The following is a 25,265-nucleotide window of genomic DNA, read 5'->3' on the forward strand; positions in this document are numbered from 1 at the left end:
GCCAAAGGAATAAGCTAAAAGGCGAAATATAAAACTGATTGAAGCAATCAAGTCACTAAACCACTCACTAATGCAATAACCTAGCGACGAGAAGATCACTATTCAGGTTGGGTAGCAACATGGTGCTTGTCCCGAAAAATATTGCGCACCCAGATACACATCGGGTCGTTATGAAAACGTTTGTGCCAGTAAAGGAACACAGAACGGTTTGGCTGCTTAACCACATCAGGAACTTCACGGGTGATCAAGTTTTTACCCTTGACAATATCTCGCGCATACCCTTCTGGAAGGTGAAAAATAATATCACTCACCTCTGCAACATTGGCGGCGGTGTTAAAGTCCGTCAGCATGACCGGGGTGGATATCTTTTCATTCCTGCCTAATATCCCCATCTCACGAAACCTAGGCTCAATCGATAGTGCCTTGCTTCCCTCAAGCGAGATCTGGCCGAAATGGGCATAGCGAAGCTTTTCTGCGGTTAAATTATCGATGGCTAAGGGATGACTGGCACTCATGACTAACAGGTATGACTGAGGCTTGATGACCATGCGATAGAGATCTTGCTCCCTTGAGTTAGGCTCAAAGCTTGTGATCACGAAATGAACATTCCCCTCGTTAAGACTCTCAAAATGGCGCTTGGGGATAGTGTCGATATCGATCACCATATTGGGTGCTTGTTGACGGATCTCTTTAAGAACCGGCGGCATAATTTCCATTATGCCCGGCGCTAGCCCAAATATTTTTAGCGTATTATCTGAACTCGCAGGCTCAAAGTGATCGCCCTTGATAAATTTTTCCAATCCTTGAACGATGGCATCCAACTCACCTTTTAGTAACTCTGCTTTTGGGGTCAATTCATACCCACCAGTTGTGCGCACCAACAACTCATCTTCAAACAGGCTGCGAAGCTTTTGTAAAGAACGGCTCACGCTTGGCTGACTCATTCCAAGTGACAAAGCGGCATTAGAGACATGCTTTTCGTGCAGCAGTTGCTTGAGGATCACCAGTAGGTTCAAGTCAATCTTACTTAGATTCATTTTATGAATACTCACTATCGATTAAATTCCGTTGACGCATAGATGTTACCTGATACGCTGAGCAGTAATCAAGAATGATTCTTGTTTGTCTTTTCATCTGGAATGTTATCAATTAGTATATTTTGGTTTCTAGATTGTTTTATACAAGACAACCCAAAGAGCGTTAACCACTAGCCCAATAGAGATAGATTTTCGCATGACAACGTCAATAACCTTTTCACTTAGCGCGATTTTGACTACAGCGCTGGTGACCTTCAGCCCATTTTCACTAGCTAAAACCATTGAACATCAACTAGGTAGTATCGAAATCAAAACAGAGCCCCAGCGAGTAGTCGTGCTCAGTCATGGCGCTCTGGATTTTCTTGATGAAATTGGTGTCCAGCCTGTTGGCGTGGTTCAGCAACTTCTACCGAGTTACCTTGAGCAATACAACGATAAGCAGTTTCACGCCTCTGGCAGCCTGAAAGAGCCCAACTTTGAGTCTATCTACATGGCGAAGCCCGACCTTATCATCGCAGAAGGTCGCCAAGCTGAGTTGTACAAGGACCTGTCCTCCATCGCGCCTGTCTATATGTATCAAATCGATAACAGCGATTATTGGCAAACAACACAACATCACTGGCGAGTGCTCGGTGACCTGTTTGGTCAAAGTAAGCAGGTTGAGGAGATGATAGAGACTATCCAGACCCAGTTTGACCAGATCGAACAGCAGGTCTCTTCAGAGTCGATGAATGCGATGAGCCTGATGAATGCGGGCAACCGTCTGTCTATGTTCGGTTCCAACAGCCGCTTCTCACTCATCTATGACGAGTTAGGCTTTGAGATCCAAGAGAGTAACAAGGTCGACTCTATCGCACGCCCTCACGGTAACCTTGTCTCTTTTGAGTATGTTGCAGATGCTCAGCCCGACGCAATCTTTATCCTAGACCGTCAGCAAGCTATTGGTGCCACCAATGAACGCTCTGAGCAATTCTTCGATAACCCGTTGTTTAACAGCACGCCTGCTGCCAAGAATAGTAAGGTGGTGTATCTAGATCCGGCGGCTTGGTACGTAACAGCGGGGGGCTACAAAGCCACTCAAATCATGATTAACGACGTCAAAAACGTCCTGTAGAACTATTCAAAATTAAACTCGGATGGTAATGATTACCATCTGTTGTTGCTTTTCAGACTATGACCTTAAATAAACCCCTTATTGCAGCAGCTCTGTTCATTGCCTTGGGTCTCGCTTCTCTGTTTATCGGTGTCGCCAATATTAGCCTAGAGTCGCTTATGGCCGGTGATGATCATGCGATACAAATCTTGCTCGCCAGTCGCCTGCCGCGTCTTTTTGCTATCGCTCTCGCCGGGGCTGGGCTCAGCGTGGCTGGGCTTATCATGCAGCAGATCATGCAAAACCGTTTCGCTGCCCCCTCAACGACCGGCACGATCGATTGTGCCATGCTCGGTTACATTGTCAGCCTGGTATTTTTTGCTCGCCTCGAAAACTGGGTTCAACTGAGCATCATCATGGCTTTTGCTGTGCTTGGCACCTTGTTGTTCGTGCGCTTTATCCAAAGGATGCAATTCAAGAGTGCGATGTTGGTCCCACTAATAGGCATTATGTACGGTAATGTAGTCTCGGCCCTCACCACTTTTGTCGCCTACAAATATGACCTAGTGCAAACCCTTAACTCCTGGACGGTCGCGAACTTTGCTTCTGTACTCAAAGGCAATTACGAGACCCTGTATCTGGCGATCCCAGCTTCAATTCTGGCTTACCTTTACGCGAGCAAGTTTAGTGCAGCCAGTATCGGTGAGAGCTTTGCGAGAAACATCGGCTTGAACTACCGCAAAGTCGTGATGGTGGGCGTGATGTTGGTGGCGGTTTTATCATCTTCGGTGGTGATGATCGTCGGTGTGATCCCGTTTCTTGGCTTGATTGTACCCAACATCGTTTCTCTGTCGATGGGTGACAACATGCGTCGTAACTTGCCTTGGACCGCGTATTGGGGTGCACTATTGGTGCTTGTGTGCGATGTGATTGGCCGAGTGGTGATCTTCCCCTACGAGATACCAATCTCGATGATCATCAGTATCTTCGGTGGGATTATTTTTATTGGCTTAATTTTGAAGGATAAGTCCAATGCGTAACTCACTCAAGATTACCCTATTTGCTCTTAGCGCCGTGTTACTCATTGCCGTGTTTGTTGGTAAAGGGCTAACCTGGGATAATTACCAGTTTTTCCTATCGCGGCGAATCCCTAAGGTATTAGCAATCGTGATTGCCGCGGTAGCCATCGCCTCTTCATCCTTAGTGTTTCAAACCATCACTAACAATCGCATCCTGACCCCTAGTATTCTTGGTTTTGATTCATTGTATGTCATGATCCAAGTCCTTATGGTGGTGATGTTCGGCAGTATGAGTCCGTTGATCATCAACAGTGGCCTAAATTATCTGGTTACCACCAGCATTATGCTCTTGCTGGCGATGACACTGTTTGGTTTTTACTTTCGCCGCGCCAATCGCAATATTTTTACCTTACTGCTCATAGGTATTGTTTTAAGTAGCCTGTTTAGCAGTGTTACCGGTTTTTTCACTATGTTGGTAGACCCAAACGAGTTCACCATGATTCAGGGCTCGATGTTTGCCAGCTTTAACAATGTGAATAGTGAGCTGGTTTACTGGAGTTTGATCCCACTAGCGATGATCAGTTTGTACCTGATGTACTTGGCTCCAAAGCTCGATGTGTTCTGGCTCGGTATAGAAAACGCGAAAAGCCTGGGTATCGATACCCACAAGGTCACTATGCAAGTGATGTTTGTGATCACGCTGTTAGTTTCAATATCCACGGTACTCGTTGGGCCAGTGTTGTTCTTTGGTTTGATTGTCGTGGCCCTGACCCGACAGCTATTTTCTGGTTTTCAGCACCGTTTTCTGCTGCTCGCGTCAAGCATACTCTCGATCGTCATGCTGGTTGGTGGACAATGGGTGGTGGAAAACCTGCTTGATTTTGAAACCACCATCAGTGTGATCATCAACTTTGTTGGTGGCGTGTACTTCCTTGTTCTGCTGAGCAAGCAAAAGTTTAATTAGGATCTGACGACATGATAAAAATTACTGGTTTAAGCAAAAAATATGATGAGAAGTATGTCGTCAAAAATGCCGATGCCTTGTTTCCTTTAGGGGAGATCACCAGCATTATTGGTCCTAATGGCGCGGGGAAAAGTACCCTGCTTTCTATGGCAAGCCGTTTAACCCAAAGCGACGCAGGCATGGTCGTCATCGGAGACAAGCCCCTTAATCAATGGGACACGCAAGAGCTCGCCAAGCACCTTGCAGTATTGCGTCAATCAAACAACATCAACATGCGCTTTACCGTGCGTGAGTTGGTCGCTTTTGGTCGCTTCCCCTACTCGCACGGTCGTCTAACAGACAACGACAATCAAATCATTGATAATGCCCTGGCACAGCTCGAGATCACCTCGATCCAAGACCGGTTTATTGACCAGCTCTCAGGTGGACAACGACAGATGGCATTTATCGCGATGGTGGTGGCGCAAGATACCGATTATGTCTTCCTTGATGAACCACTCAACAATCTCGACATCAAACACTCAGTCGATATGATGGCCTCGTTAAAACGCCTTGCCCATGAACACAATAAGGCGATTGTTATCGTGATCCACGATATCAACTTTGCCTCTTGCTATTCAGACAATATCATCGCGATGAAAAAGGGTGAGGTGATCATCAGCGGCAAAAAAGATCAGGTGATCCAAGAGGCCGTGCTGAGTGAGATCTACGAGATCCCGTTTGTGATCCGTGAAATCGACGGTAACAGTATTTGTATGTATTACACCGGCTAAACCTAAATCAAAAACTCCCTTGGGTGACAACACCTAAGGGAGTTATGTTAGCCTATGATTATCAGCTATTTAGCAATATATTCTTTCATTACATCAAAGATGTTGGTGTTATCAAAGAACTCACCCGACGCGCCTGTGTTTTGGTAATGCTCAGCATAATTGCTGTCGGTATCGACAACGTGTTGCTCAAACATGTCCTCACCCACGCCTTTCACATAAACACGAACCAACTCATTGGTGTGGTCACCACTGAAGTACTGAACCTCTGGCATGGCATGGATACCTGGATTCTCGACTTTTGCATAAGCGACTTGGTCTGATTGCTCACCAAGCACATAAGAGTTACCGTGGTCAGTAGTGATAATTAGCATAGTTTCATCCCATGAGCTGTTTTGCTCAACCCAGTCCATTACCGCTGCAACTGAGTCATCAAAATCAATCTGCTCTTCGATAATGCGCGCGGTATGGTTAGCGTGTGCTGCCCAATCAACTGCGCCGCCTTCAATCATAACAAAGAAGCCATTATCGTTTTGTGATAGATAGTTCAATGCACCTTTGGTCATTACCTCTAGCGTTGGCACGTTATTTAGCATGCTGCATGAGAAAGCCACATCACGGTCTTCACCTTCTTGACAGTGTCTGCCTTGCTGCAGGGTGGAGTCATTCTGTACTAAACCCAATAGAGGTGCTTGCATAAGATCAAGGCTTGCTGCGTTGTTGGCCAAGCGTTCAAAATCGGCTTTTGTGTCAATCATGCCCCAAGGCAATTCACTGCCTTTTGCAAACAGCTCATTGTCGCTCAAGAGTGCCCAGTCTTCTTTAGAGATGTATTTGTGGTTGTAATTATTTGTACCACGCTCTTGGCCTTGACCATCAAACGCCGGGTGTCCTGCGCCCATAATCAAGTCAAGTATGCCTTCTTGCAGCATATAACTGCCAAGCTCTGCGTAAGCATTACGGCTAACATGATGCGCGCCAAATGACGCTGGTGTTGCATGGTTAAACTGAACTGATGAAACAACCCCAGTGCTCATTCCCTGATCTTTCGCATACTCAGAGATAATTTTTAAATCACGCCCACAGAAGTCGACAGCAATTGCATTGTTGTAAGTTTTTTGGCCAGTAGATAGTGCAGTACCTGCAGCTGCCGAGTCAGTGTAGCCCTTGTTTAAGTACTCGTACCCCTCAAACGGACGGCGGCTGCCCTCTACCGGCGTATCGTCCCATGCTTGGTTCTTGTCATAAGAAACCTGTGGACGGCCGTTCTCGTCAGTACACATATCCGCAGGGCTTGAACTAGTATTTAGAGGGAACGTCGTCATCGCGTAACGCGTTTCAATATCAACATAAGGAACAGAGTCATTCGCTAGCGTGCCATTTTGCCAGTAAGATGCGATATCCCATGCACCATCGCTCGCACCGTCAGTGATCATAAGAATGATATTTTTTGCCTGTTTAACTTCCTTATCTTCCTCATTTGAATTACTAGAATTACAACCAGTAATTAATAGAGCCGAAACAGTTAATGCCACTGAGCTTAATTTAAAAATATTGCCTTTCATTACTTTGCCTTTTACAAAATGTTTTAAGTACGGCTTTAATATTAAAGATCAAATCAATATTAAATTTGATCAAAGACAATTTTTACTGGCTTTAATTAAAAGTACACGATTGGTAAATATTAGTTAAATCTTAGATTAATCAATTTGAAATAAATTATTTCAGATTCACCTTGCCTCGACGAGCTTAACCCTACTGGAATTAAGAATAGACTCAATAGCCGCTATATATTCTTTGATGTAAATTATTTCCGGGCTATTTTGTTGCACACTACTTTTTTCGTAAAATAGCTCTGCATCACCTCTAGCCCTATTAACTGTATACTCAGCATAGGCTTGTGATTCAGCAAGCAGTGCTGCGGCATTACTACGAGCCACAACGACTTGTGTCGTTTGCTCTCCTTCCGCCATCTGAATTATTTTACTCTTTTCTGCCGGCGCTATTTGAACACGATCAAAAGCCGCCTTTATATTCTTGGGCGCATCTAAATGGGTAATAAGAACCCCGATAATATTAATTCCCATCCCCAAATTCCTAACTTTCTCTTGTAAACTATTTTTCAGCTGGTTTTGAAAGTCACTTCGACCCACGGTAAGTAGCATTTGAAATTGATGGTTACTGATATAATGTATCGCCTCAGAAATAGCCATTTGTCTTACTATTTCCTCTGGATTTTCGACAGAATAAAAAAACTGACTTGGCCGCTCTATGTTATATTGGACATCAAATTTGACGTCTATCAAATCGCCCTCTTGAGTAATGAGCTCAGGCTGTAGATAGCGAGAGCGAGAGATCTTATCGTAGTCGATAGTCATGGATTTCAGCTCGGTCGCTGAGAGTTTGTGCACCTCATCAATAGGCCACGGCATACGATAGTGGATCCCCGGCAGCACATTGTCATCAAGCACCTGACCAAATCGAACCACCAGCGCGCGTTCATCAACCCCTACGGTGTAAAAACCACTGAGGAAATAAATACACGGAACAACCACAAGCACCAGTAACCGGCAGAGCTTAACGGTTTGCTGTGCGACCAGCTTGGCATCTTCACCAAGCTGGGTTGAGAGAGTTTGCAGTGACATTATTCCGCCTCGGGTGGGGTAAGAAGTGGCTCAAACAAGGGCGAGTCGGTGGACAAGATCAATTGAGTCTGCTGATTGAATATCTGTTGGTACGCCTCCATTGAGCGCACGAACTTGTAATACTCAGGGTTTGACTCAAACGCGGAAGCATAAATACTCGACGCCTTTGCATCTGCCTCGCCCTTTAACTTCTGACTTTGCTTGTAAGCCTCGGCTTTGATTCTCGCCACCTCAACCTCTGTCTCCGAGCGAATTTGTGACGCCGCCTCTTCACCCTCAGCTCGGTACTGCTTAGCCAGGCGATCCCACTCCGATTCCATGCGTTTGTAGATGGCCTGAAGATTCTGGCTTGGGAAGGAGAATCGGTTAGGGCTGATTGACGCAATCGCGACACCAAACTCGCGCTGAGCCTGCGCATCGACAAGCTCAGTGACACCCTCGAACAAGGCTTGGATCTTGTTGTCTTCGGCATTGAGGCTGAAGATCCGATTGAGCTCAGCAGACGCGATGGCCGCGCCAATTTGCGAGTTGGTCATTGCTTCTATGCGTAGCTCAGCCGTCTCCATATTACGCACGCTTGAGACAAAGCGCTGTGGGTCAATCACCTTCCACACCAAAAACGCGTCCACGACCACGTTTCTTCGGTCTTTGGTGCCGTACTCTGACGTGGCCAAATCAAGCATTCTAACTCGTTTGTCGACATGAATGGTGTTTTCTATCGGCAGAGGAAGCTTAAAGGCTAATCCCGCTTCTTCAATCAAACGCACCGGCTTACCAAAGCGACTAACGATGACAAAGTCGGTTTCTTTGACAAACATTAGCGATGTGCTGAGTAAATATAGGCACAGTAAAGTCACACCTGCCATCCACTTATAGATTTTCATAGGACTGCTCATTAATCTTTGAATAATACGGGTTGTAAATGTTGTTCTTTCCACACACGATAGTCGCGCTTATCAAACCTCGGATCGGCAATAATCAGCTCTTTGCCGGTCAAGGACTCGGTCATCGCTTTAATGTATTGCTCAAAGCTGAACGCGACTTGGTTGGCCTTAAATTGCTCGGACAGTAACGCGTAGCGAGCGGAATCGCCCTGGGCAGACCATAGCGTGTCAATACTGTCTGCTTTGGCACGCCCAAGCTGGTCAGTCACTTGCGCTCTGACCAAAGGCAGGGTGGCAAAGGACTGAGAGATGGCCTGATTGACTTGATCTTCACTATCTTGATGAGCATTAACTACATCACGATAAATGCTAACAAGCGCCGCAGGAGGCTGAAGGTTTTGCACAAAGATCCCTTGGACCTGCACAGGTAGCGCTAATTGCTCCAAGCTCTCGCTGAGCTTTTGTTGCAACTGGCTGGCGAACTGATCGTAGCTGGTGGCGAGTAAATCAGAATAGTGGCTCATTGCCACTTGACGCCATAGGACGGCCTCTGAGGCGCGTTTGACTAGGCTATCGATATCGTCAAAATCAAAGTAACTGATGGCGGGCTCTGTCAGGCGATACTGCACCTCGAGTTGCAAAAACAGCAGATTGTCATCACCCGTTTGGATATAGCTACTATCGTCACGACTAACTCTATTAGCGTGGATCTCAAGCCACATCCTGCGACCATTTCTGCGCGTGTAATCGGAGGCCGTGCTGCCAATAATGACGCTGCGTATATCACCCGATGACACCGGAATCACTCGCCCAAAAGGCCAAGGCAGTGCATAGGCAAGGCCTGGTTGCTGCTGAATGTAAACTGTACGCTCAAAGAGCTGGATAATCGCTTGCTGCCCAAGGCCTACTTGGACAAACCCGGTGGTTAAATAGATAGCAATCGAGGCGAATATCAACGGGTACTTTTTACGTATAATCCAGTGCCCATAATGAGCGGTAGTGTCAAACAAACGCCAAGTATGGCGTTTATTTTTGTACCAGGTTTTAAAGAGCTCAAACAGAGAAATCGGCTCGACGCGGGTGGAATTAAATAGGCTCGTGATTCCTGATATTAGCAACTCTACACCCGATACGCCGATCAGCACAGCGATAACCACAGCGACAAGTTGTTCTAAATCAATACCAATTAATAGACCGACCAAAGAGATCAGAACGGCGATTGAAGTAAACAGGTCGACCATACTATGATAGCCATCGGCTTCAAGTGAAATTGAACCTGTTTTACGGCCGACATAAGTTTTTAGTCTCGCAATAGCAAACACGCACACTATAATAAAAATCACACCAAAAATACCTATCCAGATATTTTCAATATTATCGGATGAATATTGTCGCGCATTACTCACAACTCGGTATGGTATAAATAGGATTATGATCGAAGCGATGATCACCGTCCAAGACTCGATATACTTAGCTATCCTCATCCGTGTTGGGTTGCCGGTTTTATCTTGCCATACCCTGATTAGCATACAGACTAAGAATATTATCGATGTCGATAAGTCGGTTATCGAGTGATACGCATCAGCCATTAACGCTGAGCTGCCGGTTATATAAGCTAGCCCTACCCTTAACATCGTTAAGAGTACATCTGCAGCTATGGTGGTCAAAGATGTCAATAATCGCTTATCACTAAACATATAACTACTCGATAAAATAATCGATAAAACAACCGAGCAAATATTAATTAGCTATTACTTCAATTCAATGACACTTTTATATTAACCTATCCATCAACGGAAATAGATAATGATAGCCATTACCATCTCCATTTATATTAATATATTCTACGTGCTTCAATATCAATATTGTTTATATTTAAACGAGGATTATTTGATTCTTATCAAAACAATATTTGCAACCACCCTCAAGCTGCCGATCAAATCGGCGTCTTGAGGATATCTGGTCGGTTTATTGGCCTAGGTAAACACGAACACGCGCCGGAGCGAGGCGGAGCGCTTGATTAGCCAGTCGTGGAAAGGTGGGGATCAGGATATACAGCAATGTGACAAACGCCGCCGAAGCAAACAAGTCTTCTGGTCGGTGCATACCGATCCAAATGCGGGTGTAAGCAACGCTTGCTGCCCATACAACAACCATGCACGCTAGATAGACTCGCCCCTTTTGAAAAAACAGACCAGCAAAAAACGCCACACAAATGGCGGCAAAGATAGTGTGGCCGGAAGGAAAGGAGTAGTCTTTTTCACCCTGCCAATGGCGAGTACGCCAGTCGCTAACCTGGTCAGATACGTGAGCAATCACTTGGGCTTGTTCAGAAATGTCCAATTGGTAGAACTGTTCCGCACTCGGAATAACTTGCTGCTGGGCAATATGCTCTGTGTAAGGACGAGGACTTTCCGTCAGCTGTTTTAAGCCACTTTTGCTCAAAAAACCAATCACTAAGATCACCGCAAGTTGGGTAAATCGAATCACTAAGTCACGGCGTGACATCTTTAAGTTCAGCGAGAGCAACGTCAATCCCGCGAGCGTAAATAAAAAGCCCCTGTGCCCGGCCGAGTCAGTCACCAGAGTGACCAAAATGCCGCTCACCTGCCCAACGGAGGCATTGAGATCAATGCTGTGGGTCAAAGAAGGGATCACAGCCAATGTTAGGGTAAACAGTAACATCATTACCAAGCCGTGTTTTTTATCGCTCATCGCGCCTTCCTTTTGATCATGCAAAAATTAAAGGCAGGCATCATACGCAACTATTAGATTAAGTAACATCCCTATTGTGTCAGAGAAAATGTCAGAGTTTAAAATAACTTGTCATCTGTGTGCATAGCCAATGATAATTGCCCAAGTGACCTACAGAGAGACAACAATGAAACCACAAGACCAAGCAACAAAATGCCCAATTTGCCAGCAGGACAACCGATGTGGTCAACCTAAGACACAAGGCTGCGGCGATCAGTGTTGGTGTTTTGACCAAAACATAAAGTTTCCCGAGGCACTCCTCGATCAAGTACCGCAAGATCAAAAAGGTATCGCGTGTATCTGCCAAAGCTGCGCAGAAAAGTTTGCTAAATCTGTAGACTAAGCCGCCTGGCGGGAAGCGGGACGTGCTTTGTACTTCGAGAGGCGAGGCATTGGCGTGATAAAGTCCTCGTACCCCCATACTTGTTGCATGATTCGGGCGTTTGGGGACTCCAACGCCCGAAAAACATTTGGTTCACTAGCTATTTAATGCTTACGATTCGCCTCTCCTTGGTCATAATAACCACCGCCTGTTTTCTCCGCAGGGTCTTGCCAATCTAAACGAAAAGTAATGCCACTTCGCTTGCCACTGTCATTATCTGACGTATTCGCAAAAACAGCCGGCGCGGACAAAGCAACAATCATTAAGCTGGTCAGTGTTATCGAATTAAATTTCATAGTCGGGCTTCCTTCATCACAGTTAATCAAATCAATGTCTTGTCCGGACACCATTAATGTTAGTCGCCCTATGAGTCACTTAATAGTGGATAAAATTGTTCAACTTGTTGCACTTTTTCGTTGGAACTTTTTAGGGTGCGAGGGTCGAGTTACACTTCGTTCCGAGGAGCGAGGAGCTCGCCACAACTATCAATCAATCTCGCTTCTCGCCTCTCGATTCTCGCATCTATGCGCTTTATGCATACCCCATACGACAATTAATCATTTGCCTCATACAGCTGAGCCATTTACAATTTGCAACATCATTAATTCACTTTGAAATGGTATGTTCTCACAGACATTGACGGCGCAACTGGTTCGCATGACCCTGCTGCTGGTCATGGCTTTGGCCGCGGTTCATCACTCGCCATTCCTTCTGCAGGTGCTCGCTGAGCAGGCAATGGATGCGGGGTGCCATAGCCACGATACATTAGACCACAGCGCATTGGACAGCCATCATCAACACCACAACCATCATCAACACTAAGAGTCAAACATGAGTATATTTCGTTTTCCAATTTTGGTTTGGCTAGGGATCGGTACACTTATTATTAGCCTAGGGATCAGGCAGTCTTTCGGTATCTTTATGATGCCTATTTCAGAGCACTTCAACACAGGTCGCGAGTTTTTCAGCCTTGCGATTGCTCTACAGAACCTACTGTTTGGCGCATTCCAACCTTTTGTCGGTATGGCTGCCGATAAGTGGGGCGCAAAGCGTATCGTTGTTATCGGTGCGATAGCCTATGCCCTGGGTCTGGCACTGATGTCAGTGACCCAATCTACTGCGATGGCTTACATCTCTCTTGGTGCGCTGGTCGGCTTTGGTCTGAGTGCCACCAGCTATGTGATCATCCTTGGTGCGGTAGCGAAAGTCGTACCGGCTGAGCACGCCGCTAAAGCCTTTGGTCTAACAACTGCCGCTGGCTCATTTGGTATGTTCGCCATGATCCCAGGCGCGCAGGCTATGATGACAAACTGGGGCTGGCAGGGCGCGATGCAAGGCTTTGCTATGCTGTGTGCCTTGATGATTGCTTTTGCTGCCTTTATGAAGACTAGTAAGCCTACTGCAGCGGCGGTGAAAACTCAGTCTGTCCAATCAGAAATGACACTTAAGCAAGCGCTTAAGCAGGCGTTTAATCACAAAGGCTACTGGTTGATCCACGCAGGTTTCTTTGTGTGTGGCTTCCACGTCATGTTTATTGCTACCCACTTGCCAAGCTACCTGGCTGACAAGCAGCTACCCGCCTCAAGCGCAGCGATGGCGCTAGCGTATGTCGGTATCTTCAACATCTTTGGCTCATACTTCTGGGGTCTGATGGCGGACCGCTACAGCAAACGTCACGTGATGTGTGTGCTTTACATGCTGCGCGCTGTCGTTATCGCAGGCTTTGTAGTTCTACCAATTAGCGAGTTCACTGCAGCCATCTTCGGCGGCGCAATCGGCTTCGTCTGGCTTGGCACCGTACCACTAACATCAGGCCTAGTCCGTCACATCTTCGGCGTAAAATACATGTCGACCCTATACGGCCTAGTGTTCTTCACCCACCAAGTCGGCAGCTTCTTAGGCGCCTGGGTTGGCGGTCGTATCTACGACTACTACGGCAGCTACGAGCCAATCTGGTGGTCAACGGTCGTGCTCGCGGTGATTGCTGGATTGATTCATATTCCGATTGATGATCGTCCGGTGGAGTTGGTTGCTAAAACCGCTTAAACGCGAGGGGGCGAGGTTCGGGGACGGGCTTCGCCCTAAGAGGTTCGAGGTTCGAGGTTCGAGGTTCGAGGAGTTTAGTGTACGCTGTATGTAATTCGCTACTTGCAAGTTAAATATTGTTGCTAAGTCCTTGGTTTGTCTGGACGCTCACTCTTGTTTTGGGAGTGACTAACCTGTTCTGACTACGGACTCCTCGCTCCCCGAAACGCAGTGTCCTCGCTCCTCGCCCCTATCTCCCCTATCTCCCGTAAGGAGATCATTCCCCTACCACCACAAAGTTGATAATATGTGACCGCATATCAACTCTATAGATGTTTGGCTGTCAGGGGAACATGAACACTACTCACCTTAACCGCAAGGCTGCCGATGATGGCGGCGAATCGATAAAACTTCACCAGGTTCACCTTGAGATAGAAGGCAAATCTATTCTGCATGGCCTCTCTTTGGAGACTAAGGTTAAACGCTTAGGCGTGATTGGGCGTAATGGCTCGGGTAAGTCGACGCTCTCGCGGGTGCTCTCTGGTCTGATTGAGATCCAATCCGGTGAGCTAGAGGTTGGTGGTATTAACCCGTTTACTGATCGTAAAGCCGCTTTGCGTGGCATTGGCTTGTTGTTCCAAAATCCTGATCACCAAATCATCTTTCCTACTGTCATCGAAGAGATAGTGTTCGGCCTACGCCAACTCGGTCAGAGCAAAAAGCAGGCGCAGCAGAGCGCCCTTGAAACGCTGGCCGCTTTCGGTAAAACCCACTGGCAAGACGTACACACCTCTGCTCTTTCTGGCGGACAGAAACACCTGGTGTGCTTGATGGCGGTGATGGCGATGCAGCCAAGGCTGATCATCCTAGATGAGCCGTTCGCTGGACTGGATATCCCAACTAAAAAGCAGCTGCAGCGCTACCTTAATACCTTCCCAGGAACACTAGTGCATATCAGCCACGATCCCAATGATCTTGACGGTTATGATCAACTGTTATGGCTCGAGAGTGGCCAAGTGGCGGCCTTTGGCCCGACAGAAGATGTACTGCCTGCCTATTTAGAAGAAATGCACAGAATCGGAGACGGTGATGATATCTCTCAGCTCGCCAGTTGAAACCAGGGCTCATCAATGGAGTGCAGGGCTTAAACTTGCGGCACTGAGTATCACCACGCTAGGGTTGTTCTTTGTTCAGCACCTCGCCGTTCATGCTGGATTTTTGCTGCTCGTGCTCACCCTATATGCTCTACCTGGTAAGGCGTTTTTCCTCAACGGTATCAAGCAACTCAAAATCCTCTGGCCGTTTGTGGTGGTCTTACTAGTTTGGCATTGGTGGACGGCTGATTTGACCCAAGGCACAATGATCGCAATGCGATTACTCTCTGCTGTAGCACTAGCCAACCTCGTTACCATGACTACTCGTCTCTCTGACATGATAGAAGTAGTGCGTACGCTGGTTCGTCCCCTGCGCCGATTGGGTCTCAACACCCGCGCTTTGGAGTTGGCGATGGCTCTGGTGATCCGTATGACACCGACACTGATCTCTAAAGGACGGAATTTATCTCAGGCTTGGCGCGCTCGCTCTCATCGCCGCTCAAGTTGGCGGATAATCCTGCCTTTTACTGTACTGGCTCTTGATGATGCCGACCACGTTGCAGAAGCGCTACGCGCGCGTGGTGGTCTAACTAACATGGAAGAAGAATAGATGGAAAAAAATGTTGTTTATATCGCCCTGTTTGCTGCCCTGATTGCGGCGCTGGGCTTGATGCCGCGTATCACGCTTGGCTTTGGCGTGCCAATCACCGCCCAGGGTCTAGGCATTATGCTGTGCGGCACCATGCTAGGCGCCCGGCGCGGCGCACTGGCAGTACTGCTATTCTTGCTGCTGGTTGCCCTCGGCCTACCGCTGCTCTCTGGCGGTCATGGCGGCTTAGGCATGTTTGTCTCTGCTACGGGTGGCTTTTTGATTGGCTGGCCTGTGTCTGCCTTCGTTACCGGCTTAATCGTTGAAAAATGGCGCCGTGGATCGCTTGCGCTTGTGGCAACCGTCGCCTCTGTAATTGGCGGTATTATCGTGATGTACCTCTTCGGCATCATTGGTATGGCAATCGTGCTAGAAAAGACACTGCTTGAGTCTGCGATGCTGATGTGGGTGTTTATCCCGGGCGATCTGGTTAAAGCTGTGATTGCAGGCAGCCTGACTTCTGCCATTGCCAAAGCGCGCCCAGCCAGTGTGCTATCACGTGCGGCCTAATAAGCGCTAAAGCGAAGGCAGTTTGTGAATATTCTCATCTACTCGGACAATGTCTCGAACAACCACGTGCTGTACTATTCACTGAGTAAACTGCGGGGCAAACAAGGCATCTATTTCGTCAATGCCAACGAGATACTCGCTGGTGCCTTAGATGCCGATGTCGATCTATTGGTGATGCCTGGTGGGGCGAGTCGCTATAAGTCTGCCAAGCTCGATGGGCGCGGCAATCAGTTGATCAAAGAATATGTTCAACGTGGTGGTCGCTACATGGGGATCTGCGCTGGTGCCTATATGGCCTGTGACACCACCCATTGGGCAAAAGGTGAACCATTTGAGATCGTGACTCAAAACGAGTTGGGCTTTTTCAACGGTATTGCCAAAGGTCCAGTGGAAGCGTTTGGCCGCGGAGATAACTACAACCAGACTAAACCGCGTGTGGTTGAGTTGCAAATGAGCTCTACAGAGCTGACTCATACGGCGTCACTGTATATCGGCGGTTGTTATTTCGCTCCATCAGACGATTCCGATGAAAAGTCTGATTATCAGGTACTGGCGCGTTTTGCTGAGCTGCCAGATAAACCAGCGGCTATCGTGTACGGTGAGTATGGCCACGGACGCTGGCTATTATGCTCTTCACACCCTGAATATGACCGTGAGGCATTGGAGTTACTAGACTTTGATGTCGTCGGGAATGATTACCAAGCCTACAGCCAAGTGGACAAACAGCGACTGCCTGACCTGAGCCTGCTCGATCACTTACTGAAAACCCTAGAGAGATAGAAGATGGAAGAAATATACTTCGCTGGCGGCTGCCTGTGGGGCGTTCAGGAATATATGCGCCACCTTCCCGGCGTGAGCGAGACCGAAGCTGGACGCGCCAACGGCAGCACCGACTCCACCGCTAGCCCCTACGATGGCTACGCTGAGTGTGTGCGCACCAAGTTTGACCCAGCCAAGGTGTCTGTTGAGCAGTTAATGGCGTACTTTTTTGAGATCATCGACCCATACAGCATTAACAAGCAAGGCGAAGATGTGGGCGAAAAGTATCGAACCGGCGTCTACAGTAAAGACCCTGCCCATCTTCAGCAAGCCAGTGACTACATCCAGCAGCGAGACGACACCGATAAGATTGCGGTCGAGGTCTGCCTGCTATCCAACTACGTCAAAAGCGATGACGAGCATCAAGACCGGCTCACCCTACGCCCTGATGACTACTGCCATATCCCACTAGACCTGTTGCATAAGTACAAATCATAAGGTGTAAACCCAACAGCACCTCGAGGTCAGTTGGGTATGCATTAGTCCTCACTGACTATGTTGACCTGCCAAAGTGGATGAGGCTTAGCGTCAACGAAGTAACGCCAAACGTGCTGGTAAACCTTGTGCTGGCCCACAAATGGCGCGAGTTCAATCGCCTCCGCTAAGCCGCACCAACGATAATCGGTATGTTCATGATTGAGCGTCACCGCTTGATTGGGCGGACAGTAGATAACAAACACCGGGATAAGTTCTATCACATTGACATGTGGCTCATAGAACTGATCCATAAACTGCCCGTTATACAGTGTCCCAACCTCAATCGTGGTTTCCTCTCGACACTCTCGAACAATGGCCTGCCAACCCGTTTCATCGCCTTCAATCCTGCCTGCGACGTGGCACCAGTAGTCGCCTTTCACCCGCTTGAGCAGTAGCATTTTCATCTCGCCATCAATCTCTGATAGCACTACCCCAGACACATAGTGTGTACTTAGTGGGATCATTTTTGCACTCCTTTGCCTATTAATTAAACGCCTAATCTTTCAGGCTTGCTCCTCGGGTTTTGATTACCTCTTGATACCAATAGAAGCTCTTTTTACGCGTACGCACCAAGCTGCCCTGTCCCGCATCATCACGATCAACATGAATGTAGCCATAGCGCTTGCTCATTTCTGCCGTTGAGTTGGCGACCAAATCGATGGGTCCCCAGCTGGTAAAGCCCATCACCTCGACCCCATCCAAAATCGCCTCATGCACCTGAACTAGGTGATCATTAAGATAAGCAATCCGGTAGTCATCGATGATTTGGCCATTTTTATCAACTTCATCGCGTGCACCCAGGCCATTTTCGACAATAAACAGAGGCTTTTGGTAGCGATCGTACAGAAAATTGAGCAAGACCCTTAGCCCCTTGGGATCGATCAACCAGCCCCACTGGCTCTTGGTTAGATACGGATTAGGGACACTGTCGATGATATTGCCAACTTCCGTTTGCTGTGGATCAGCACTAGCGCAGCCAGAAGCGTAATAACTAAACGAGATAAAATCCACGCTGGCCGAGGCAAGCAGGTCAAGATCGCCCGGTTCCGTATCGAGGATAATGTCGTGCTCGCGGAAATAGCGCCACATATAACCGGGATAGCGACCGCGCGTCTGAACATCGCCAAAAAACAGCCATTGGTTATTCTTGTGCATCGCCGCAATCACATCGTCAGGGTTGCAGGTATAGGGGTAAACCAATGCGCCGAGCAGCATATTACCCACCTTGGCATCGGGTATGATCTCATGCACTAGGTTCACGGCTTGGGCACTGGCCAAGAGCTGATGGTGGATGGCTTGATAGATGGCTTGTTGATCGGCGTCTTCCCCTAGCCCAACACCCGTAAACGGTGCATGGGTCGACATATTGATCTCGTTAAACGTCAGCCACAACTTAACCTTATCCTTGTAGCGCTCAAGCACACTGCGAGCGTAGCGCTCAAAAAAGCCAATCGTATCTCGGCTTGCCCAACCGCCATAATTCTCCACTAGAGCATAAGGCATCTCATAGTGTGACAGGGTCACAAAAGGTACGATGTCATGCTTGGCTAATTCATCGAAGATCTTGTCATAGTAAGCCAGCCCCGCTTCATTCGGTTGTTGCTCATCGCCATTAGCGAAGATGCGTGTCCATGCGATAGATAAGCGCAGGCAAGTAAACCCCATCTCCTTGAAAAGTGCGATGTCTTCTGGATAACGGTGATAAAAATCTATCGCTAGGTCTTTGATCCCTGGTGTGCGCTGCGCACGAGCTTGATGGGGGCTTAGAATGCCGTTAGGTAACATATCAGCCGTTGATAGACCTTTTCCATCGAGGTCGTAGGCGCCTTCAACTTGGTTGGCGGCAATTGCCCCGCCCCACAAAAATGACTCTGGGAATCGATCCATACCTCGCTCCTAACTCGCTTTACTGAATAAAATTTACGCTAATTTACACCAGCGATCATAGTTTCAACATCTAAGTGATCACATAATAGTAGAAATAAAAAATACTGATAAATATGGAGAATTTCTATGCTTAACACTGGCTCACTGTCTAAACCCACCGTGGTCCTGCATTGGCTTGTGGCACTGGCGTTTATTGGCGTCTTTGGTCTAGGTCTGTATATGGTCGACCTGCCACGTAGCCCGGATAAATTTGAGCTGTACGCAATTCACAAATCGGTTGGCTTACTTATTTTACTTGTTGCGGCGGCGCGTATCATCTGGCGTCTTAAAGAGGGCGCGATTCAACCTGCTTCTTCACTGCCAGCATGGCAAGAAAAACTGGGTAAAGCCGTGCATGGGATCTTAATGCTCGCGACCATTGCGATGCCGCTATCGGGCATCCTGATGAGTATCGGTGGCGGACGTGCGATTGAGCTATTTGGTCTCGAGCTTATTGCCGCTGGAGAAAAGATGCCTCTCCTACAGCAAAGCGCCAATACGGTTCATACTTTTGCCGTCAATGCTTTGCTAGTCATCTTTGCCCTGCATGTCGCTGGCGCGCTTAAGCATCAACTGATTGATAAAGACGGCACCCTCACACGCATGTTGGGCCGCTAAGTTAACAGTGAATTATGCCAGAGTGAGGCCGTTGACTCTGGCAGTTTAAATTGACCAACATACCTAAGATTGGTATTTCGAGGTTACGTCGCTAATTGCAGATAATTCAGAGCCCTGCGTGTGCGTAAATTCCGGTGAGTGTTTAACCCAACATATTGAAAAAAGATAAAATGAGTAAAGGCTGAGCCTATAGCTCTTGTCTCAAACATCGCCAAATAATGACCTTTAACCGTTCACTTGTCGAATCTATCCCATTAGGCAACGATAACGCGACTATTGAGTAACCTTCAACATAGGGAATCAGAATCGAAACCGCTTGGGCAAGCGCCTCATCATTATCCGCTAGCGGTCTCAATTTTTCTGTCATTATCTCTGAAAAGGAAACATAGTATCTTGCTAAGTACTTATTAATCATCTCATTTCTCGACGAGATTGCCCAATATTCTCTAAAAATCCTGGTCAAATCTGAGTCTTCAAATGCGTATGAGAGAAAGCTGTCCAGCACTGCCCCTAACTCGTCTTGTGTGGTGATTTCAGGCATTCCCTCAAGCATGGCGATGCATTGTTGAAAATACTTATCTGCCACCGCTTTTAGAAGATCATCCTTGGTTTTGTAGTAGTACTGTAGAGAGCTTAAAGTTATGCCACAGCGAGAAGCAACCTTGCGCATCGTTACTCCGTAATCACCCTCTGTTTTCAACACTTCTAGAGTTTTTTCAATAATTTGATCTATTCGCTTCGCCCTTATGCTCACATCTACCTCATTATTTTCATCGAGTTAAGGCAACAGTATACGGGAAAAAATCCGTCATGTTGACTTTATCGGTCACTTGACCGACAATACTTATCGGTCACATGACCGATAAAATAATGATCAAGTTCTTATCAACACAGAATGTACTTATAGGGTATTGATCAAATGGACAATAAATAAGGGAAAAAACTTAACGCGTCTCGAAAGATAGAGGTAAGACAAATGAAACAGATCAACATAGCGACTAACTACTACGACTCCCTGTTTAGCGGCAACTACGACGCCGTAAGAGAAGTTGCTTCTCCAGATTTGATTTTTAAGGACTCAACGGCGCCCGATGGATATGGTGTTCCCAACAAGATAGAGACCTTAGACAACTTCCTAAATTTCTTCGAGTCAAACGTGCAAGGCCCCACGCAAGTTACTTACTCGCAAAAATTTGCTTCCAATGATCAAGTTGTTTTACAAATTCAGCTAAAAGGCGTCATACCAGCGAGTATGGTAGGAATGGGTGAAGGCTCAGTAGAGTATGTCTCGACTGGCTTTTCGGTCCTTCACCTAGATGGTGAAAAAGTGGTGAGTCATACTGATTACATAGATTACGCTGGCACTAGTTTTACCAAGTTGTCTGATTGATACTCCCTCGCACTATCGAGATAAGCACAACCTTATTGCTAAATAATCAGTAAAAACTGCTTGCTGAGGAACCGTTTCAATAGAGCTTCAGTTGGATCAGGCGACAGATAAGCAAGGGATGTGGTTTAGTCTAAGGCAAGGTTATCACCTTGCCTTTAGCCAGTGCATTAACTCAGTTGATTACTGACGGTTAGTTGTGTGTGGAGTGACTTGTGCTCACAGCCTTTCGTGTCTAGACATCTCCACCACACATACGGGTTGATGGAAGTCCAATTGGTTCGGCGTTTCACTTAAAAACCCGCTATCCTTATCTCTCGCCCATACCTCGAGACTACTCGAATGCTGGTTAGCAACAACAACCCACAGGCCATCTTGGCTGATGGTAAAATCACGTGGAAACTGCCCTTTAAGTTTCACTTGTTGTATCGATGATAAGCCTTGCTCGGTGACCGTGAAGCAGGCCAAGATATTTTGCTCACGACACGAGACATAAATATAGCGCTCATCTGCAGACAGCTTGATTGCCGCCGCTGTCTCTGTCACCGCGTGATCCGGCAGTAAACGCTGCTCAGAAAGCACTTGCCATTGTTGGTTCACCTTTGCGAGCACCACCAAGGTCTCCGTCAACTCACACACGACATAAGCCAGCGTTTCATCACGGTTAAACACCATATGCCTTGGCCCACTGCCTGAAGACAATCTGACAGTTTGAGATAGCTCAAGACTCAAACTAGCCCTATCGAGCTGATAAAAATGGATGCTATCGGTGCCGAGATCGACATAAGCAAGTTGATCATCTTCGCGCAAGAACTTCACCATATGCGCATGTGCCGCCTCTTGCCTGGCGAGATTAGGACCCGAACCAGGATTGCTCAGACAGTCAATTTGCTCCTGCATCGCGCCGGTCTCATTCAAGCTGAACACAGTGACCGTGCCCGAGCCATAGTGAGCCAGTGCCAATAGTTGCCCTTGGCTGTCGATATCGATATGGCACGGGTAATTCCCCCCACTTGGCAGCGTATGCACCTTGCCTTGCTTATCGACAAACTCTAATCGAGAACCTTTGGCTTGGCTGATCTCATTAAAGGTATAAATACCTTTCTCGTTGCTATACAGATAGGAAGGACTGGTGGTGAGATGCTCCCAACTCTCAAAGCTCAGCTCACCACTCTCATTGTTGAGCGTGAGACGCGCCACACCAGCGGGCGCCGATTCTGGGGTATAACACCCCACCAAAAACTGTGCATCTGACATTGCGTATTACCGAAAGGTTAAAATTATTCGATTAGTCTCACCTATCGGGGATATAAGTCGCAATTTCAATCTCTTAAAATGTGGCACCGCGCAAAAACAAAGGGGCGAGGCGCGGGGACGGGCTTTGCCCTACGAGGAGCGAGGAGTTCGTTATGTGGCGTTATGTTCGGGGAACAAGGTGCAGACCTATGAAATATCTATAATCTCGGAGCAAAATATCACTTGGTCATTAGATAAACACGTACGCTTAAAGCCACAGCTCACAGAAGCGTTATAAACTAAACACATATGACGGACTACTCGATACTCGGAACGAAGTGTAACCCGAACCCCGCCCCCCTAGTATATTGCGCTGGTCTTTGGTACCTTACGCGCGTTTTGGTAATGACTGATAGACCGCTATGCCCTCGCAATACAAGATCAATAAAATCGTAGAGATTGGTAATACCCTGCATCGTTGTGGGTGTCCTGCTTATAAGGTGGAAAAATACTCGCAATACTATGCTAATAAGCATGGTGTGGATGTCTTGGTGCAGGCAACTCCGACGGCAATTAACTATCAGTTTCCCGATAAGCACAATACGGTGGTGCTTAAGCGCCTCAAGCCTGCATCAATCAATCTTGGGCTGCTTGCCAACACTATTGATCGAATTAATCGCCCATCGAAAGAGCCGGCAGCAGAGACGCACTCATATTCACCGTGGGTGGTTGCGATGGCTAACATCGGTATTCCTCCTGCGTACCTGATGCTGGTTGGCAGCACGCTGGAAGCGGTGGGTTATGCGGGTCTATTGGGTCTGATGGTGTGGATGGTGCAGCAAGTCTGCAAGGGGCATCGCGCTATTGCGGTTGAGTTTATTGCTGCGCTGCTAACGGGTATTTTTGTCGCCTTTATTGTCGGTATGGGAGCCAGCGTGCCGGTTTGGGCACTGTGTATTGCCTCGGTGATCCTCTTCGTGCCGGGCTTATCGATCGCCAACTCGCTCGAGTGTCTGGCCTTTAATGACTTGGTTTCAGGTACTGCGCTCTTGGGTCAAAGTGCGCTGACTCTGATCAAGCTGTTTGTTGGCGTGGTGATTGGTCTCAATATTGGTGAGGCTTGGTGGGGTCAGGTGGACTCGATCTCATACACCAATCAGATCCCCACCTGGATGCATTACTTTGGCTTGTTGTTGATTTCGACCTCGATTGGCGTGATCTTTAACGCCAGACCAAGAGATATTTTGCTTGGTTTGCCCGTTGCGGTACTTGGCATGTGGGGCCCCTTCTACCTTGGCTTTGACAGCGGCTGGATAGTTGGGACCTGGGTGACCACAGTGCTAATCACCCTTTACGGGACTTGGGTAGCGAAACGCCTCGAGCTCACCGGCTCTATCTACATTGTCCAAGGCATCATCATCCTAGTCCCAGGTAGTCGCGTTTTAGTCAGTGCCAGCCAATCGGTGTTTGAGCAGTCGGTATTGCCCATCCCTGATATCGGTTTATCCGCCGTGTTTATGTTCTCGGCAATTGTTGCCGGGCAAATCACAGCTTACTCGATCTACGCACCCAAGATAGAACACTAGGCTAAGCGTCTAGAGCGGTGACATGGCGCGTCGTTATTGACTTGCAATAACCTCGCGCTCCTGTAAACGATTGAGGAACTCAAAACCCGCCAGCTGACCGCTCTCATAATCAGATAGAATCTCCTTGCGGCTGCTCATTAAGCCTTTAGTAAGCAAGCTGTTACTGGGGGCAATCTCATGAATGATCACGCCCTGGGGCGGCTCTCGCATAAACTCCTTCACCGCCTCATGATTGACATAGTGATTAACCAACATATCGACTTTTTGTGAGCTTGGTTTGGACAGATTTAAGCGATGCTTTTGCTCGGCTAGCATTTGGGTCAGTTTATCGGTATCAGGCAGCCACTCCCGAGGCACCACGCCAAAAATATCCTCACGACTGGTTTGCTGCCAGTGTGAGAGCTTATCGACAAACTGATTGCGAAAGTCTACCAACTTGTCACGATGACCATGCAGGCCATACTTGGCTATCAGGGGCTCAAGCCCCGTTTCTAACTCAGTTTTAAACCGTTCAATTGAAACATCAAAGCGATCAGGCTGTTTAGTCTCTAGAATTTGCTCTGTGGTGATCACCACGATCTCAGTGGCACCACGTCGATAAGCCTCTTGGATAGGAACGGAGGCGGTCACGCCACCATCCACCCAGGTCGCTCCATCGAATTCGATATCGTTGAAATACAGCACAGGGATAGCACAGGTTGCTCGAAGCACATCAAACCAATTGTCGGCAAAGATCGGGTAATAATAGTCCTTCATCTCTTCTACATGGGTAATACATGCCAGTGCCTCGCGAGTTGAACCCAGGCGCTGTCTTCCTCGTTCGATATCGAGAGGAAACTCCCCCGTCTCGACAAACTGGAACGCCCAATCAAGATCCATTGGCTGCTCTTTACGCAGAAATTTATTCAGATCAAAAAAGCGATTGTGGGTTGAATAATTGAGGATAAAGTCCAAACCTAAGCCTTGCTGCCCCGCCACGTATGCAGCGATATTTAACGCGCCGGCTGACGTACCCAGATAAAGAGAGAAGGGATCAAACTGCTGCTTTTTAAAATAGTCTAATACCCCAGCGGCAAACGCCCCCTTCTGGCCACCGCCCTGTACCACTAACGCAAAACGATTTTCCACTGCTACATCCCGTTCATTTATTCGTCAAAACTGCATTTCACTCAACAAAAGTTGAGTCTGACATCAGTATAATCTTTCGCCAACACCCAGAGTGCACCAAAGTCGAGAATTGAACAGATCGCTCATTTTTTCAACAATTTAACTCTACTTGCTCTGAGTAATTCTTATATAAAAATAAAATATAATCAATAAAACTGATTATCGAATAAAATCAGGTACTTAATCAAAACCCACTTCGGATAAACAGCACTTTTAGGCCTCA

The 25,265-nt window shown here is 47.5% G+C and carries 27 protein-coding genes; 15 read left to right on the top strand and 12 right to left on the bottom strand.

The genetic code is table 11. The features are described from left to right. Nucleotides 1-98 precede the first annotated feature (98 nt). Nucleotides 99-1,037 (bottom strand): LysR family transcriptional regulator, encoded by a 939-nt coding sequence (locus ACSTTG_RS10955; RefSeq protein ID WP_438457085.1) that lies wholly within the window; start codon nucleotides 1,035-1,037, stop codon nucleotides 99-101. Between the two features lie 196 nt (nucleotides 1,038-1,233). Here ACSTTG_RS10955 and ACSTTG_RS10960 point away from each other — a divergent pair, with 196 nt between their 5' ends. The 4 genes from ACSTTG_RS10960 to ACSTTG_RS10975 are packed head-to-tail and all read left to right on the top strand — an operon-like array spanning nucleotide 1,234 to nucleotide 4,886. Next, nucleotides 1,234-2,151, top strand: a complete 918-nt coding sequence (locus ACSTTG_RS10960; RefSeq protein WP_438457084.1) for a siderophore ABC transporter substrate-binding protein — start codon at nucleotides 1,234-1,236, stop codon at nucleotides 2,149-2,151. A 59-nt stretch (nucleotides 2,152-2,210) separates the two neighbouring features. Then, nucleotides 2,211-3,170: an ABC transporter permease gene (locus ACSTTG_RS10965; protein ID WP_438474832.1), complete on the top strand. Its 960-nt coding sequence runs from the start codon at nucleotides 2,211-2,213 to the stop codon at nucleotides 3,168-3,170. Continuing rightward, entirely contained in the window at nucleotides 3,163-4,113 is a 951-nt protein-coding gene (locus tag ACSTTG_RS10970; protein WP_438457082.1) for an iron chelate uptake ABC transporter family permease subunit, read from the top strand. Before ACSTTG_RS10965 ends, ACSTTG_RS10970 begins: the two co-directional genes overlap by 8 nt. 11 nt (nucleotides 4,114-4,124) lie before the next feature. Continuing rightward, nucleotides 4,125-4,886 (top strand): iron ABC transporter ATP-binding protein, encoded by a 762-nt coding sequence (locus tag ACSTTG_RS10975; protein ID WP_438474834.1) that lies wholly within the window; start codon nucleotides 4,125-4,127, stop codon nucleotides 4,884-4,886. Between the two features lie 65 nt (nucleotides 4,887-4,951). Here the strand turns inward: ACSTTG_RS10975 and ACSTTG_RS10980 are convergent, their stop codons facing one another. The 5 genes from ACSTTG_RS10980 to ACSTTG_RS11000 form a co-directional block, all read right to left on the bottom strand. Next, nucleotides 4,952-6,448 carry an alkaline phosphatase gene (locus ACSTTG_RS10980; protein ID WP_438474835.1) on the bottom strand — a complete coding sequence of 499 codons (1,497 nt, stop codon included), beginning with the start codon at nucleotides 6,446-6,448 and terminating at the stop codon, nucleotides 4,952-4,954. Nucleotides 6,449-6,613: 165 nt separating this feature from the next. Beyond that, on the bottom strand, nucleotides 6,614-7,528 hold the full coding sequence (gene hflK, locus ACSTTG_RS10985; RefSeq protein ID WP_438474837.1) for a protease modulator HflK: 915 nt from the start codon (nucleotides 7,526-7,528) through the stop codon (nucleotides 6,614-6,616). Then, complete coding sequence (gene hflC / locus ACSTTG_RS10990) at nucleotides 7,528-8,412, bottom strand: protease modulator HflC (RefSeq protein WP_438474838.1); 885 nt, start codon at nucleotides 8,410-8,412, stop codon at nucleotides 7,528-7,530. The genes hflK and hflC overlap by 1 nt, the downstream gene beginning before the upstream one ends. Before the next feature lie 11 nt (nucleotides 8,413-8,423). After that, nucleotides 8,424-10,109, bottom strand: coding sequence for a cation efflux transmembrane domain-containing protein (locus ACSTTG_RS10995; protein ID WP_438474839.1), 1,686 nt, complete (start codon nucleotides 10,107-10,109; stop codon nucleotides 8,424-8,426). 271 nt (nucleotides 10,110-10,380) lie between these two features. After that, complete coding sequence (locus ACSTTG_RS11000) at nucleotides 10,381-11,127, bottom strand: phosphatase PAP2 family protein (RefSeq protein ID WP_438474841.1); 747 nt, start codon at nucleotides 11,125-11,127, stop codon at nucleotides 10,381-10,383. Between the two features lie 166 nt (nucleotides 11,128-11,293). Between ACSTTG_RS11000 and ACSTTG_RS11005 the strand changes: the two genes are divergently transcribed. Further along, nucleotides 11,294-11,509: a cysteine-rich CWC family protein gene (locus ACSTTG_RS11005; protein WP_438457075.1), complete on the top strand. Its 216-nt coding sequence runs from the start codon at nucleotides 11,294-11,296 to the stop codon at nucleotides 11,507-11,509. Nucleotides 11,510-11,652: 143 nt separating this feature from the next. On the opposite strand, the gene ACSTTG_RS11010 is transcribed toward ACSTTG_RS11005, so the two are convergent. Further along, nucleotides 11,653-11,844, bottom strand: coding sequence for a hypothetical protein (locus tag ACSTTG_RS11010; RefSeq protein WP_438457074.1), 192 nt, complete (start codon nucleotides 11,842-11,844; stop codon nucleotides 11,653-11,655). 325 nt (nucleotides 11,845-12,169) lie between these two features. Here ACSTTG_RS11010 and ACSTTG_RS11015 point away from each other — a divergent pair, with 325 nt between their 5' ends. The 7 genes from ACSTTG_RS11015 (at nucleotide 12,170) to ACSTTG_RS11045 (ending at nucleotide 17,083) form a co-directional block, all read left to right on the top strand. Then, the gene (locus ACSTTG_RS11015; RefSeq protein WP_438457073.1) at nucleotides 12,170-12,370 is read left to right on the top strand and encodes a hypothetical protein; all 201 of its coding nucleotides are present in this window, start codon (nucleotides 12,170-12,172) and stop codon (nucleotides 12,368-12,370) included. A gap of 9 nt (nucleotides 12,371-12,379) precedes the next feature. After that, entirely contained in the window at nucleotides 12,380-13,594 is a 1,215-nt protein-coding gene (locus ACSTTG_RS11020; protein ID WP_438474843.1) for an MFS transporter, read from the top strand. Nucleotides 13,595-13,926: 332 nt separating this feature from the next. Next, nucleotides 13,927-14,688: an energy-coupling factor ABC transporter ATP-binding protein gene (locus ACSTTG_RS11025; RefSeq protein ID WP_438474844.1), complete on the top strand. Its 762-nt coding sequence runs from the start codon at nucleotides 13,927-13,929 to the stop codon at nucleotides 14,686-14,688. Continuing rightward, on the top strand, nucleotides 14,663-15,277 hold the full coding sequence (locus ACSTTG_RS11030) for an energy-coupling factor transporter transmembrane component T family protein (protein ID WP_438474846.1): 615 nt from the start codon (nucleotides 14,663-14,665) through the stop codon (nucleotides 15,275-15,277). Before ACSTTG_RS11025 ends, ACSTTG_RS11030 begins: the two co-directional genes overlap by 26 nt. Next, nucleotides 15,278-15,826, top strand: a complete 549-nt coding sequence (locus ACSTTG_RS11035) for a biotin transporter BioY (RefSeq protein WP_438474847.1) — start codon at nucleotides 15,278-15,280, stop codon at nucleotides 15,824-15,826. Between the two features lie 24 nt (nucleotides 15,827-15,850). After that, on the top strand, nucleotides 15,851-16,606 hold the full coding sequence (locus ACSTTG_RS11040) for a BPL-N domain-containing protein (protein ID WP_438457068.1): 756 nt from the start codon (nucleotides 15,851-15,853) through the stop codon (nucleotides 16,604-16,606). Nucleotides 16,607-16,609: 3 nt separating this feature from the next. Continuing rightward, nucleotides 16,610-17,083 (top strand): peptide-methionine (S)-S-oxide reductase, encoded by a 474-nt coding sequence (locus ACSTTG_RS11045; protein WP_438474849.1) that lies wholly within the window; start codon nucleotides 16,610-16,612, stop codon nucleotides 17,081-17,083. 41 nt (nucleotides 17,084-17,124) lie between these two features. On the opposite strand, the gene ACSTTG_RS11050 is transcribed toward ACSTTG_RS11045, so the two are convergent. Both ACSTTG_RS11050 and ACSTTG_RS11055 read right to left on the bottom strand, forming a co-directional pair. Beyond that, nucleotides 17,125-17,586: an NUDIX hydrolase gene (locus tag ACSTTG_RS11050; protein WP_438474850.1), complete on the bottom strand. Its 462-nt coding sequence runs from the start codon at nucleotides 17,584-17,586 to the stop codon at nucleotides 17,125-17,127. A 31-nt stretch (nucleotides 17,587-17,617) separates the two neighbouring features. Then, nucleotides 17,618-19,009 carry a glycoside hydrolase family 1 protein gene (locus ACSTTG_RS11055; RefSeq protein ID WP_438474852.1) on the bottom strand — a complete coding sequence of 464 codons (1,392 nt, stop codon included), beginning with the start codon at nucleotides 19,007-19,009 and terminating at the stop codon, nucleotides 17,618-17,620. Nucleotides 19,010-19,135: 126 nt separating this feature from the next. On the opposite strand from ACSTTG_RS11055, the gene ACSTTG_RS11060 reads away from it, so the two are divergent. Next, complete coding sequence (locus ACSTTG_RS11060) at nucleotides 19,136-19,666, top strand: cytochrome b (protein WP_438474854.1); 531 nt, start codon at nucleotides 19,136-19,138, stop codon at nucleotides 19,664-19,666. Nucleotides 19,667-19,853: 187 nt separating this feature from the next. Here the strand turns inward: ACSTTG_RS11060 and ACSTTG_RS11065 are convergent, their stop codons facing one another. Next, nucleotides 19,854-20,420: a TetR/AcrR family transcriptional regulator gene (locus ACSTTG_RS11065; RefSeq protein ID WP_438474855.1), complete on the bottom strand. Its 567-nt coding sequence runs from the start codon at nucleotides 20,418-20,420 to the stop codon at nucleotides 19,854-19,856. Nucleotides 20,421-20,642: 222 nt separating this feature from the next. Between ACSTTG_RS11065 and ACSTTG_RS11070 the strand changes: the two genes are divergently transcribed. Next, nucleotides 20,643-21,056, top strand: a complete 414-nt coding sequence (locus ACSTTG_RS11070) for a nuclear transport factor 2 family protein (RefSeq protein ID WP_438474856.1) — start codon at nucleotides 20,643-20,645, stop codon at nucleotides 21,054-21,056. A 216-nt stretch (nucleotides 21,057-21,272) separates the two neighbouring features. Here the strand turns inward: ACSTTG_RS11070 and ACSTTG_RS11075 are convergent, their stop codons facing one another. Next, entirely contained in the window at nucleotides 21,273-22,310 is a 1,038-nt protein-coding gene (locus ACSTTG_RS11075; protein ID WP_438474857.1) for a lactonase family protein, read from the bottom strand. Nucleotides 22,311-22,711: 401 nt separating this feature from the next. Between ACSTTG_RS11075 and ACSTTG_RS11080 the strand changes: the two genes are divergently transcribed. After that, nucleotides 22,712-23,875, top strand: a complete 1,164-nt coding sequence (locus ACSTTG_RS11080) for a threonine/serine exporter family protein (protein ID WP_438474858.1) — start codon at nucleotides 22,712-22,714, stop codon at nucleotides 23,873-23,875. A gap of 33 nt (nucleotides 23,876-23,908) precedes the next feature. On the opposite strand, the gene ACSTTG_RS11085 is transcribed toward ACSTTG_RS11080, so the two are convergent. Next, nucleotides 23,909-25,003 (bottom strand): patatin-like phospholipase family protein, encoded by a 1,095-nt coding sequence (locus ACSTTG_RS11085; RefSeq protein WP_438474859.1) that lies wholly within the window; start codon nucleotides 25,001-25,003, stop codon nucleotides 23,909-23,911. Between the last annotated feature and the right edge of the window lie 262 nt (nucleotides 25,004-25,265).

Source organism: Vibrio glycogenivorans (assembly GCF_051660965.1).
In the GTDB taxonomy this organism is placed as follows: Bacteria; Pseudomonadota; Gammaproteobacteria; order Enterobacterales; family Vibrionaceae; genus Vibrio.